This window comes from Flammeovirga sp. AWQ4_249 (genome assembly GCF_056161045.1).
On the sequence record NZ_JBSWYJ010000051.1, the window covers coordinates 23,769 to 35,656 of the forward strand.

The 11,888-nt window shown below is 33.8% G+C and carries 14 protein-coding genes; 4 read left to right on the forward strand and 10 right to left on the reverse strand.

The window, feature by feature from the left end; all coding sequences use genetic code 11:
• From ACXAHM_RS23050 to ACXAHM_RS23060, 3 genes are read right to left on the reverse strand one after another with little or no spacing between them, the layout of a single operon-like run.
• Entirely contained in the window at positions 1–1,251 is a 1,251-nt protein-coding gene (locus ACXAHM_RS23050; RefSeq protein WP_474965523.1) for a restriction endonuclease subunit S, read from the reverse strand.
• A 3-nt stretch (positions 1,252–1,254) separates the two neighbouring features.
• Positions 1,255–2,829 carry a type I restriction-modification system subunit M gene (locus tag ACXAHM_RS23055; protein ID WP_474965526.1) on the reverse strand — a complete coding sequence of 525 codons (1,575 nt, stop codon included), beginning with the start codon at positions 2,827–2,829 and terminating at the stop codon, positions 1,255–1,257.
• 2 nt (positions 2,830–2,831) lie between these two features.
• Entirely contained in the window at positions 2,832–3,017 is a 186-nt protein-coding gene (locus ACXAHM_RS23060) for a helix-turn-helix domain-containing protein (protein ID WP_474965530.1), read from the reverse strand.
• 142 nt (positions 3,018–3,159) lie between these two features.
• On the opposite strand from ACXAHM_RS23060, the gene ACXAHM_RS23065 reads away from it, so the two are divergent.
• Positions 3,160–3,960 carry a hypothetical protein gene (locus ACXAHM_RS23065; RefSeq protein ID WP_474965534.1) on the forward strand — a complete coding sequence of 267 codons (801 nt, stop codon included), beginning with the start codon at positions 3,160–3,162 and terminating at the stop codon, positions 3,958–3,960.
• Complete coding sequence (locus ACXAHM_RS23070) at positions 3,944–4,639, forward strand: hypothetical protein (RefSeq protein ID WP_474965537.1); 696 nt, start codon at positions 3,944–3,946, stop codon at positions 4,637–4,639. The genes ACXAHM_RS23065 and ACXAHM_RS23070 overlap by 17 nt, the downstream gene beginning before the upstream one ends.
• A 43-nt stretch (positions 4,640–4,682) precedes the next feature.
• Here ACXAHM_RS23070 and ACXAHM_RS23075 read toward each other — a convergent pair whose 3' ends face one another.
• Entirely contained in the window at positions 4,683–4,898 is a 216-nt protein-coding gene (locus ACXAHM_RS23075; RefSeq protein WP_474965540.1) for an Arm DNA-binding domain-containing protein, read from the reverse strand.
• 78 nt (positions 4,899–4,976) lie between these two features.
• On the opposite strand from ACXAHM_RS23075, the gene ACXAHM_RS23080 reads away from it, so the two are divergent.
• Positions 4,977–6,194 (forward strand): site-specific integrase, encoded by a 1,218-nt coding sequence (locus ACXAHM_RS23080; RefSeq protein WP_474965543.1) that lies wholly within the window; start codon positions 4,977–4,979, stop codon positions 6,192–6,194.
• Positions 6,195–6,211: 17 nt separating this feature from the next.
• Here the strand turns inward: ACXAHM_RS23080 and ACXAHM_RS23085 are convergent, their stop codons facing one another.
• Positions 6,212–6,520 carry a hypothetical protein gene (locus ACXAHM_RS23085; protein WP_474965545.1) on the reverse strand — a complete coding sequence of 103 codons (309 nt, stop codon included), beginning with the start codon at positions 6,518–6,520 and terminating at the stop codon, positions 6,212–6,214.
• 251 nt (positions 6,521–6,771) lie between these two features.
• Between ACXAHM_RS23085 and ACXAHM_RS23090 the strand changes: the two genes are divergently transcribed.
• Positions 6,772–8,355 carry a class I SAM-dependent methyltransferase gene (locus tag ACXAHM_RS23090; RefSeq protein ID WP_474965548.1) on the forward strand — a complete coding sequence of 528 codons (1,584 nt, stop codon included), beginning with the start codon at positions 6,772–6,774 and terminating at the stop codon, positions 8,353–8,355.
• A gap of 451 nt (positions 8,356–8,806) precedes the next feature.
• On the opposite strand, the gene ACXAHM_RS23095 is transcribed toward ACXAHM_RS23090, so the two are convergent.
• The 5 genes from ACXAHM_RS23095 to ACXAHM_RS23115 form a co-directional block, all read right to left on the reverse strand.
• A complete protein-coding gene (locus tag ACXAHM_RS23095; RefSeq protein WP_474965552.1) occupies positions 8,807–9,199 on the reverse strand; it encodes an SLOG family protein in 393 nt (130 codons plus the stop codon).
• A 112-nt stretch (positions 9,200–9,311) separates the two neighbouring features.
• Positions 9,312–10,151: a PD-(D/E)XK nuclease-like domain-containing protein gene (locus tag ACXAHM_RS23100; RefSeq protein WP_474965554.1), complete on the reverse strand. Its 840-nt coding sequence runs from the start codon at positions 10,149–10,151 to the stop codon at positions 9,312–9,314.
• Positions 10,152–10,197: 46 nt separating this feature from the next.
• Positions 10,198–10,824, reverse strand: a complete 627-nt coding sequence (locus ACXAHM_RS23105; RefSeq protein WP_474965556.1) for a hypothetical protein — start codon at positions 10,822–10,824, stop codon at positions 10,198–10,200.
• A 128-nt stretch (positions 10,825–10,952) separates the two neighbouring features.
• Positions 10,953–11,351: a hypothetical protein gene (locus ACXAHM_RS23110; RefSeq protein ID WP_474960129.1), complete on the reverse strand. Its 399-nt coding sequence runs from the start codon at positions 11,349–11,351 to the stop codon at positions 10,953–10,955.
• Positions 11,352–11,433: 82 nt separating this feature from the next.
• The coding region (locus tag ACXAHM_RS23115; protein WP_474965558.1) for a hypothetical protein at positions 11,434–11,888 on the reverse strand (455 nt) is incomplete at its 5' end.

Below are 11,888 nucleotides of genomic sequence, written 5' to 3' on the forward strand. Positions count from 1 at the left end.
TTACACAAACATTTTTTGCAATAACCCTTTCTTCCACTCCTTAACGCCTTTTAACTCCTTGTCAACTGTCTCTATTTTATCATCTAAAGAAGTTAAGAAATTGGCAATTTTTTCTTGTTCAGGTATAGATGGGAATTGCCATTTAATTTTTAGGAATTCCGACTTGCTTAATACTCTATTTCTACCTGCACCACCAGGAGATATTAAGTCAAGTGTAAAACGGAAAAATTTCTGAACAAAAACAAATTGAAAGAATTTACCAAGTAAAAGCTCTTGTTTGAATCTATACGTTGGAAACCTATGTGATACTAAACCTCCTTCATCTTCTTTCTTTACCATTGCAATCGCTCCTTCCCAAGCAAATGTAATATTCACAATAAGATCTCCTTCTTTTACAACATATAACTTATCCATAGCTATTTTTGAAGGATCAGATTCTGGTTTCTGAAATGTTCCTTTACAATGACTTCTTACCCCAATTGCTAAATAGTTTTTATCTGGTTTAGAGATTTCTCTGATTGTAGGTGTCAAAACCTCCCCCAACTTCCTCTCTTCCCACTCCTCAAAAGCACTTCCATCTTCCTTTTTAAACCTAATCTCCCTAGAGAAGATCTTTTGCATCACCCCTTTCTTGTACTCCTCTAATAGCTCCTTCTTCTCGGTTAATTGTCCGATCTTTTTATCTACGGAGGATAAGAAGGTGGCGATTTTTTGTTGTTCGGGGAGGGTGGGTAGTGATATTTTAAATTCTAATAAGTCTACAACTGTAATATTTGCTTGATTTGCATTTCCTCTTGCAATCCCCTTCATGTAATGTTGATACCTTGCTGAATTTATTATACCCATTAAAAACTTATTGGAAACATTACCTAAGTTTTCAAATTTCAGCATATTTTGGTTCAACAAACCTTCATCTCCATTAAGTATATAAATTCCTCTACCAACTGCAGATTCAAGCATATCTGGTTTAGAACCTACAGTGGTAATGATAATATTACCAGGATTTAGGTTATATTTTTTATATTTAATTGCCTTTTCAGAAGCTATAAATACTTTATCATTATCATACTTTATCTGATCAGCACCTAAATCTGAAACTCTTACAATTCTAATGCCTTCTTCTTGGTAATCTTCAGATTTAAAAGCAAAGCCTTTTGTGTATGAAGTAACATCTTTTAGTGATGCTTTCTCCCACTCCCCACTAAACTCAGGAAACCTCAAAGCAGGAATATTCTTTTTTACTTCACTCATGGCTTAGAAAGGTGTTTTAATGTTCAACTGATCACAGAAATCTTGGATAGTCGTATCCGTATCTTTCATTTCTTCAGACAACTGTACCAAACGATCAGAAACCGCATCCAAATCTACAGGAGCTTCTTCCTCAAAAGTATCTACATAACGAGGGATATTGAGGTTGTAATCGTTTTCTTTCACTTCGTCTAAAGAAGCCACATGAGCGTATTTCTCTTCTTCCTTTCTTTCTGCATACGTAGAGATAATCTTCTCCACATCTTCTTTACGCAAGTAGTTTTGGTTCTTAGCTTTCTCGAAACGTTGTGAAGCATCTACAAATAGAATGGCATCGTCTTTCTTACGGCATTTTTTGAAGACCAAAATACAAGTTGGAATACTCGTACCGTAGAAAATATTGGCAGGAAGACCAATAACGGCATCCAAATAATTGTTCTCTTCAATCAGGTGTTTACGGATATGTCCTTCGGCAGCACCTCTAAACAATACACCATGAGGAAGTACCACCGCCATTGTACCGTTTTCACCTAAATGATGAATCATGTGCTGTACAAAAGCAAAGTCCGCTTTAGAACTAGGGGCTAACTTTCCATACTCACTAAAACGATCATCCGATAAATGAATCTGATTGGCAGACCATTTAGCCGAGAAAGGAGGATTGGCTACGATGGCTTCAAACTGCTTTTCTTTATGTTGTGGGTTCTCTAAGGTATCTTCTTGCTGAATATCGAACTCATTGTAACGTACCCCATGCAAAATCATGTTCATACGTGCCAAGTTGTACGTCGTTCTGTTCAACTCCTGACCATAGAAATGTGCCACTTCATCTACCTGTTTTGCTACGCGAAGCAACAATGAACCAGAACCACAAGTAGGGTCGTACACCGACTGCAACTTGTCTTTGCCCACCGTTACCAACTGCGCTAAGATTTGAGAAACAGATTGAGGCGTATAAAATTCCCCCGCTTTTTTTCCTGCTCCCGAAGCAAACTGACCGATCAGGTATTCATAAGCATCACCCAATACATCTATTTCCGTATTTCCCAATTGGAAGTCAATCTGATTCAAATGGAAAAGCACTTTAGAGATCAGCTCATTTTTAGCTTTCTCTGTTTTTCCCAGTTTAGAAGAAGTCAAATCCAACTCCTCAAACAAACCGCTAAACTCCTCTTCACTGTCCGTACCCATTGTACTTTGCTCAATGTGGTTCAACACATCGCGTAACTTCTCCAAGATAAAAGAGTCCTGTTCTTGCCCTTCCTCCGAAAGCACTCTAAACAATTCGCTAGGCAATAGAAAATACCCCAACGACTCTAAGGCTTCCTCTCTAATGGCTTCCAGATATTCCTTTCCTTCCTCAGTTGCTTCTTTAATCTCTGAGAACTTCATTCCATCCTCTTCCAATAACTCATCTCCGAAAAGCTCCATGCGTTCCGAAAGGTATTTGTAGAAGATAAAACCCAATATATAATCGCGGAACTCATCGGCTCCCATATTTCCTCTTAACTCATTGGCGATGTTCCATAACTGTCGCTCTAATTGACCTTTGTGGTCTACGTTGCTTGCTATTTCTGACATGATTATTCTTTTATCAAATCTTTTACTGATACACCTAAAATTCTCGCTATTTCAAAAAGTATTTCCAATCTAGGTTGCTTTCTGTTCTGCACATATCCATTCACCATGTTGTAACTTTTGCCTAGTTTCTCCGATAACCAGGTTTGGGTAAGACCTTTCTCTTCTATAACTTCTTTTATTCGGTTCATTGTATCACAAATTAGAATACTAATATAGTTGGTTTTTTGGGATATCTTGTTTTTTGAGATAGTTGAAATTATATTTTCTTCAAAATTTTTGCTTTTCAAAATATTTTATGTTTTCTTTAAGAAAATATTAATTCAAATAGAAATGAATATTCAATTAGCGTCAACCCAATTAACTAATCAAGATCAATGGGACATAAATGATTTAATCTTGATTGCAAATACATCTAACGCTGAATGCTTAGTTTTTTCTGGGTATTCTTTAGATATAGATGAGATTGAAACCTTCAATCATTCCCTTACGAATCACCAAACTCTTATCGTATTAAATGTATTTGGTGATAACTCAGACAAATATCATGATATAGGTTCTATATACATATGTCATAATAATAGTGGTTTGAAAAAAGTGAGGGAACAACAATTTATTCGTTCAAGAGATTTTCAATTTGGAATAAAAAATCATCGCCCTGATTTTACACAGTTTATTAATGAGTTAAGAGATAATACTTATAATCTAAAAGGTGTGAAAATATGTTTTTTATGTTGTGGTGAAGTATTATTCTTAAAAAGTAAAAAAAATGGTGGAATTGAATACCAAGGTAAAGCTCTAGAAAAAGCTGATCCATTGAAGAGTATAGATTCTTGTGATGTAATTATTGATATTTCACATACTGTATTTGGTTGGAGTAATTCATATATCAATCGCTATAAAAGACTTTCTTCTTATGGTAAAACATTTATATTAACAACAAATAGTGAATACCATAAAAGGTTAGATCAAATAAAAAACCTACAAAAGGTTTATCATAATTCAATAGAATTAAAATTATCAGATGTATTGGTCAATGAAGACTATATTGTTAGGGAAGTTAATATTCCAATCGTAAGTAAAAGTCTAATTCAAACTATAAATAATATTCAACTAAATGGAATTCATTCTTAATAAAATCTATAAAGAGTTAGGAGTTAAGAATATTGATATTCATAAAGAAACCGGTATTCTAAATTCTGCTTTAAGTAAAATATCAAAAGATTCAAAAAAATCATCAAACGCAACGACTATGGCCTTATATTCTTATTATCAAAAACATATTGGTAACTTTTGTAATCTTAATGGATCAATAAACAAAAAACTTATTGATCAGAATATTATTCATAATAATGGAAATATAAAGTCAAAATCATTTTTAGGCCATTTTTGTAGAATACATCTAATATCGACCAATGAATCATCATATCTATATTCCTATTATGAAGATGAAGATATAGATAATCTAAACTTTCAAAAACAATTTCCTAAATGGAATATGCTTGTATTTAAATGTATTTCAGAAGAAATGATTATTGAAAAAGTAGATGAGATGAGAGATAGTGGTTATTTTGAGACAATATTTGATCAACCTGTTGAAATTGATGAAATTTATATTGAAGATTTCGAGCAATTTTATCAACAAAAATCTAGTTATGTTGAGTGTAATATTTGTATAAGTTGTAATCACTATCAAATGAGTGATATATCATTACCATCAAAGAGTATAACATTAAGATTTGATATAAATAGTGATGGTGACGATGAACTTACTTTGTATAAAAGGAAAAGGAGAAGAAAGACAATATATTAAACATCAAGACTCTTTGATTAGATAAATATAACGTTTAATAGAACTAAAAGTTAGGATTAGGTTTTAAGCCTAATCCTTTCTCTTTTTTTGGTATTGTGATCGGAGAATACTCTTTCGACGAATCAAAATATTTTGGTAGTATTTCTATTCCAGTAGGAAATCGGTAGACTTTCCTGTGAAGGATAACTCTAAAATTAATAGGGTATTTCCCATTTTTCTTAATTCTAGATAGAAATATCTCAAACTTTGTTTTAATCATCACAACAAATTGATTTACAGAATAAATAGTTAATTTCTAAAGAAGTAATATACATCATACTATTAACCAATTAGAAAAATGGCAACTGTAAATTTATACCTAAAACACCCTAAAGCAGACAAGAAAACCAACGTACATTGTATCATTTCGGATGGAAGAAAAGTAAGACTTAAAATTCAAACACCTATCTATCTTCATCCAAAATATTGGAGTAAAGAAAACAAATGCATTCTACCGAGTTATGAAGGTGCAAAATGGTTGAATGAAGAATTGAGAACCTTCAAACTAAAAGCCTATGATTTTTACTTTAGAGCCAAGAAAGAAGGAATAGAACCCACATCTGCATATATATCAGAATTGATGAATCCCAAGAAAATAGCTACCCTATCAAAGAAGTTCTGGCCCTTGTATGATCAGTATTTAGAAATCAAGTCCAACAAGCTATCCATTTCAAGCATTAAAAAGATTAAGTCATTGAAAAAGCATCTAATCAGCTTTGAAAAGAGTCACAAAACCTTCTTTAACCTTGACACCATCGACTTGTTTCTCTTTGAAAAACTACAAAGTTATTTCTATAAAGACCTGGATTTAAATACTCAAACAACAGCTAAATATTTAGGACTCTTCAAATCTTTTCTCAATTGGTGTAAAGCAATGAAACTAACAACCAATGAAGATCATAAACTCTTTGAACTCACACACCAGCCTGATACATTAAAACCTATCCTCACAGATGATGAAATAGCTTCTATAAAACAACTTGATCTACAAGATAGAGAACTTCATACATCAAGACAGTTACTGCTCTTATCCATCTATACAGGATTAAGGTATAGTGATTACTCCAAATTACATCCCTCCCATTTAAAAGTCGATCATCAAGGATATGAATACCTTTCCATCAGGCAAACGAAGACATTTGAATTTATTGAAGTACCAGTCAATGAAACAGCTTCCAAGATTCTAAAATCATTATTCAAAGGAGAAATAAGAGCATTGCACAATGTCATCATCAATAGAAGTATAAAGGAAGTTTGTAGACTTGCGGGTATAGATGAAACCTTTGAAGTCTTCGAATTCAAGGGACCAAAAGTCAATGTATTCTATAAACCAAAATATGAATTGATCACCACTCATACAGGAAGAAGAACCTTTGCTACTCGATTATTACTAAGAGGAATTCCTACAAAAACAGTGATGAAGTTTACAGGACACAGAGATGAAAGAAGCTTTTCTAAGTATGTCAATATTCCGAAAGAAAGGGAAATGGATATGGTGAGAAGGGCGTTGTTTTGAAAAGTAAGTAGGGTAATTCATCTAAACTTCCTAATCCCATTCGTCACCTTCCCCCATACCGGCAATACTCTATTTGAAAAACAATCAGGTCTATAGTAATGACCATTAGGAGCCATCATAAAGATTCTATATTCACCTTTGTAGTAAGTCACAAAAAGCTCATTAGGTGCTACCGCCTCACCTTTATCAATCACTAAAAAATCATCTTTGTAAAGATTCCATTGTGGAATATCTCTAGACATTCTCATAAAGAAAGTAGCAAAGTTTCTACTTATAATATCGTCTGCTGAAATATCATTATTTTCTTGATCTAAAAATACATTCATGAATCGTCAATTTTAAGTTTTGGTACTAAGGTATAAGGGAAGAACGTAAGGTAGATATGTCGTAAGTTATTTCTTATTGAAGTTTCATAAAATGATTAATGTATTACATATATTGGCATTTGTTTTGAGGATAGAAAGTAAAATTGTTCCTGTTTATTTTAATTTTCTGAGATAAACAGGAATTGTTATTACATATATATTTTGTTATGTGCTATTAAAACAAACAAGCCCCCTTAAAAAAGATAAAATAAATGCATAGTTATCAGCAAGAGGAAAAAGAAAAATCACGAGAATTGGTTTGGGAACATGTGATAAGTTCCTTGACCTATAAAAGACTTCAATCAACAATAGTAACACCCGAGATTCTTAATGAATTTACTCTTAAATGCTCCAATACAACGAATGAAATATATCAATCTGATAATTTTACATTCAATCAATTAAACAGAAACCAAGATTGGGTTGAATACCATAACTCTTTATATTCTACAAAAAGACCGAGTGATTTAAAAGTAGCATTTTTCTGCGGCCCTGAACCAGTAAATGATTTAAAACATCTATTGTCCAGAGGTGTAAGGACTGAAAACATTTGGGCCTTTGAGATTGATAAAGAAAATTATCAAAAAGCTAAAAATGCAATTTACGAGTTGGGAATTTTTATAAATATATTTGAAGGCAACATTTCTGACTTTATTAAATCTAATCCACAGAAATTCGATATCGTATATTTAGATTTCACAAACTCTCTTTTAAGTAAAAAAAATAATGCCTTACTGCTTTTAAACTCAATGTTTGAATCTAGCTTTATTAGTGATTTAAGCAATGTAATTGTAAACACATGCTACCCAGATAATACTAAAGAGAACGTTGCTTTTTTAAGTCGTTTTTTTGGTTCAAAAAAATGGATGCATCGTTCTATATTAAATAGTGATGAAGGAAATGTATTTCATGAATCATTTGACACTCATGGTATTCATGGCAATGAGGAAGTAGAAAAAGTTATAGCTTCCAAATTTTCAGAAGCATATTCTGATTTTTCCTCGGCAATACCTGACCTTTTCTCAAACGTAATTAATCCAATTTCTAAAATACGTAAACTACCAACTCTTAATAAGAAAATTTTTAATAGTGAAAAAATAGATAAAGAGTTGGCTAGACTTTCAAGGACAGATTGGAGCAACTATGATACAGATAATGAGGGTGGATTCGATTTAATAATGAGTGCTGATAATTATGCATATTGGCATTTTGCAAACAATATGATTGAGGAAAAAATAAAACCTTTAGCACATTTCTTTTCAAGCACGATTGTTAATGAAAAATACACAGCTTTTGATACAATAAAATTATATTCTTTAATGCATTCAATAGAAGAAGGATATTTTGATGCATTTTCAGATGACATTTTACAAATAGTGACCCAGATAGAAAATAATACAATTGAAAAACAGAAGGGATGTAATGGGTTATTTTGTGACATTCCAATGAAGCATTTATGGTATTCTCTATTAATTGGGAAATATGGCTACCCTTACCATATAAATTATAATAATCACAAACGCTACGATTATACAGCAAAAGAACGAAAGATGTGTTTAGACATTTTTACATTTGATAGATGTCGTTCTCTTTACGATTATATCCCTTCTTTTGAGTTTATACCTGATTTCTTTAAAGACCCTCATCGTCAATTGGTAATTAGATGTTACATGGATAAGATTTTTAAGACACAGTTTTATTACAATGATTCTTTTTATAGTTGGGGACACCTATTATTTGCTGGCGAGACCCCACATTCTTATATTACAAATATTGAAGATAGAGTTACGATTTGAAAATAACAGCAAATAACCTAGCGGAGCCCCTCTCACACCACCGTACGTACGGACCGCGTATACGTAGGTTGATTACCGTTCAGCTAACTTTTTGTAGATATCAAACATTAGCCTTTCCAGGGTAAATGGCTGTTAAACTAATCATACGGGTGGTAGTTCCTAGCACGAGATTGAATATATCAGGTGGGTGGGAAAGTAAAGCTACCTTAAGGGCGAGGGATCACCTATCGGGTCGGACATTTGGAGCTGCAATGTAAGTGAAACTGCGTGTTCTCCAAGCGTGAAGCGTTGGGCGTTAGGTCGTGGCGGGAAGGCCTACGGTCTTGATGCTGCTAAGTATGTCAATTGCTAAGTGCGTCAAGGGCGTTGAGGTGGCGACAACCTATCTCAAAAACCGAAAGTAGCTATTAAGCAACATACATCTCTTAAAAGTTACTTTCGTTACTCTCCATTAAAATAAGCTGCTCTCCTTCTTGTTACTATATCGAATCACCCAAAAAGTCATTTCTCTCTCAAAAACTTCCTTCACCATACTCCTAGCTCCCCTACTCACACCATCCCAAAAGCAAACAAGATGCGATCCATACTCCGCCATTTCCTTATTCCTCAAAGGTCCCGCAATTTTCCCTTTACTCCAATCAGGTAAAAAGCGTTTTATAGGAAGATGGTATTTTCTAGCGAACTTCTCTCCGAGTTGATCGGATCCTCTACAACCACCAGAGACAATTTCAATGTCCTCCATTTTCAGCTGATGATGTTCTATAAAAGAAAGCACCTCTAACTCTAACTTTTGGTAATCATTGAACGTCCTCGTTCCTGCAATGATAATTCTATGTTTTTTCATGATTCGTTAAGTGATAATTTTAATTCCTGGAATACTTAGAATGAAATAAAGCCACAGGAATCTCCTGTGACCTTAATCTCATGCCTAATACAATCTGATTCAATTTCTTTTATTACTTCCTCGCTTCATAAACTGCCTTGAGCAATGAAGCATCCTTATGGATTTCATTCAGAAGGAAGTTTGCTTTCTTTCTCCCCTCTTCCATTGCTTCACTATGAAAAGCCAACTCCTTAATGAAAAGCTCCCCTTGACGCCCTTTTGCCTTTGAAACGCCTATCAACATAAAAAACTCGGGCTCAAATGCTGTACTATAAAAAGCCATTTGACGGTCATAATCATAACGTACCGCATCTTTCAAAAAAGCATCTCTTGTGGCTTGTCTTGTTGTTTTTAAATCACCAATAGCTACCTTTCCGAAATGCATATCCATTCGGCACTTACAGCTGATACCCGTTGTAGCATCAGTCCAAAAATTCACCTTCTCAAACTGCCATAAATTGGTGGTGTTGATCTTTTTGAGGTATGGGTGTGTATTGGCTACATCAGCAATTTCCTCTACTTTGATCTTTTCCTCCGTTGGCAGAAAGATCTTTCTTTTTTCCCACTTCTCAGGCTCCAGGATTGCCAAGTGAATCAACCTCCCCATACGAAAAGCAGAAGTATCTTTTCTGATCGCTTCCCCATTTAAAATGCGTTTCGCATTGGATAGATCAGAATTGGCAATGGCAGGATGCTTTCTATATTCATCCTCATCCATTTCAAAAGTTCTATAGTCGCTATGTGGATTCATCACAAATTGCTCTTGCTTCTTAAAAGCTTCAAATTCCTTAATCGCTAATTCATGATTTAAAATAGATTGCTCTGCTAAAAATTGATTTGATTTCATCGTTAAACTGATTTTATATTTTTTGTAATTGGATTTGAAGTAATGAAAGCAAAGGAAGAAGGACACCTCCTCCCTATTGCTTTCAAGTGCTTATGACTAATTAGTAATAGAACTACTGTTGTAATTTCTTAGGCTCAACATCTTGATTCATTTCAATATCAATTTCAAAATCGATATGATAAGGATTAAAGAAGTTTTGCATAGTCTGAAAATCACAATCCTCATTCAAGGTATCTTGTCTATAAATTTTCAAGTCTTTTACAGCATCCTTTACTGGCTCCAATGTTTCTGGCTCCACCACATCAAAATCAAAAACCGCAATGTAGTAAGTGCTCTTTACTTGTTTGTTTTGTTTCTTATCAAAAGAAATATGCAAATTGATATCTGCCAATGTCACATCAGAATAGAAAAGCGAAGCAGCAATGCCCTCCAGGTTCTCACGACTAAAGCCATGAAATAAAACTGCCGAAAGGCAATTGTTCGCATCAATAAAGAAAAGCTCCACCCAATTCTTTTTTCCCATTCCTAGAATATCATCCGTAAAGAAGCGCCACGCCACAGGATTAATAGTCAACTCCTTTCCTACATCCTGCGTGCCATTGATATTGAATTTCCCGTTTTTACAATCCGCTCGGTATTGTAATGGTGCTCCTTCATAGTATTTGATTTTTGGAAGTTCTGCCACCTCATTATTTACTGCTGTATTTGTTGCCTTAGTAACTTTATTTTTCGCTGTCATGATTTCTAAAATTTAGATTGAATTATTGATTTAAATAGTTTGATAAGAAGACTTTGTAAGGGTGCCGAAGGCACCACTCACAAAGTCAAAAAGAAAATAGTTTGCTTTGATTAGTAAAAAGGAAAGGTTTACTCTTCTATATCGAAGTAAAAAAAAGGATCCTCTTCTATCTTTTTTGATTCACGCATAACCATATGTTTAATACCACTCTTTAGACTTAACATATCCGCATCCGTAAACTGCTTTTTGTTGGGTCCTTTAACGATCTTGAAAGAACCATAATCAATACCTAAGCCATGAAAGGTATATTCCGTAAAAGGCGGTGTCCAATAATCCCCTGCGTACTCTTCGACATTGTAAGAGATCGTATAATTCATACTTGCTATGAATTCATGCTTTCCAATATTGACATGAAAATGAATTTGTCCTCTGGTCTCATTTCCGGTATCGTGTAAATTTTGAGAAATAAAGACCTCATGCTCCACAATAGACATTGGGAGGTGTTCTAAATGAAATAGTAAATACATGTTGAATAGATTTAGAATAGAATCGTTGAAAAGGAAGAGAGCCGAAAAGGCTCCCCACCTTCATGAATCGAAAGAAAGTATTTTAAAAAGGAGTACCATTTTTGGCACTTTCTATATTTAGATTTTCTAAAACCTCCAAAGGGTTATTGATCTGAATATCTACTTTGCTCTCTGGAAGAGCATATTTTTTCACAAGCTCAAAAATAGCTTCTTGATCCTTTGATAGATTAAAGCATTTCACTTGATAAACGCCTTTGACATACTCAAGCCCGTAATTAATAACATCCGCAAAAGTAACATTATCAACTTTAGGATATTGATTTTTCTTCAGGGTCTTGATCGCTGATTTTGTCAGCTCAAAGTTTGTAAACTTAGTGATGTAAAATTGGTAAAAATCATTTGTTGATTTCGTGATGATAATACCAGAAGAAAAGAGAATAGCTGTACCGAATTTATAATCAATTATTTTCATTGCGTTGAAATTTGAAGTGAGAAATAGAAAAATGGCCCCACCAGACGATGGGGCGAAGCCACCTA

Bases quoted from the DNA above. Each gene is read 5' to 3' on its own strand.
- ACXAHM_RS23050 (WP_474965523.1), bottom strand. From the start codon at position 1,251: ATGAGTGAAGTAAAAAAGAATATTCCTGCTTTGAGGTTTCCTGAGTTT.
- ACXAHM_RS23055 (WP_474965526.1), bottom strand. From the start codon at position 2,829: ATGTCAGAAATAGCAAGCAACGTAGACCACAAAGGTCAATTAGAGCGA.
- ACXAHM_RS23060 (WP_474965530.1), bottom strand. From the start codon at position 3,017: ATGAACCGAATAAAAGAAGTTATAGAAGAGAAAGGTCTTACCCAAACC.
- ACXAHM_RS23065 (WP_474965534.1), top strand. From the start codon at position 3,160: ATGAATATTCAATTAGCGTCAACCCAATTAACTAATCAAGATCAATGG.
- ACXAHM_RS23070 (WP_474965537.1), top strand. From the start codon at position 3,944: ATGGAATTCATTCTTAATAAAATCTATAAAGAGTTAGGAGTTAAGAAT.
- ACXAHM_RS23075 (WP_474965540.1), bottom strand. From the start codon at position 4,898: ATGATTAAAACAAAGTTTGAGATATTTCTATCTAGAATTAAGAAAAAT.
- ACXAHM_RS23080 (WP_474965543.1), top strand. From the start codon at position 4,977: ATGGCAACTGTAAATTTATACCTAAAACACCCTAAAGCAGACAAGAAA.
- ACXAHM_RS23085 (WP_474965545.1), bottom strand. From the start codon at position 6,520: ATGAATGTATTTTTAGATCAAGAAAATAATGATATTTCAGCAGACGAT.
- ACXAHM_RS23090 (WP_474965548.1), top strand. From the start codon at position 6,772: ATGCATAGTTATCAGCAAGAGGAAAAAGAAAAATCACGAGAATTGGTT.
- ACXAHM_RS23095 (WP_474965552.1), bottom strand. From the start codon at position 9,199: ATGAAAAAACATAGAATTATCATTGCAGGAACGAGGACGTTCAATGAT.
- ACXAHM_RS23105 (WP_474965556.1), bottom strand. From the start codon at position 10,824: ATGACAGCGAAAAATAAAGTTACTAAGGCAACAAATACAGCAGTAAAT.
- ACXAHM_RS23110 (WP_474960129.1), bottom strand. From the start codon at position 11,351: ATGTATTTACTATTTCATTTAGAACACCTCCCAATGTCTATTGTGGAG.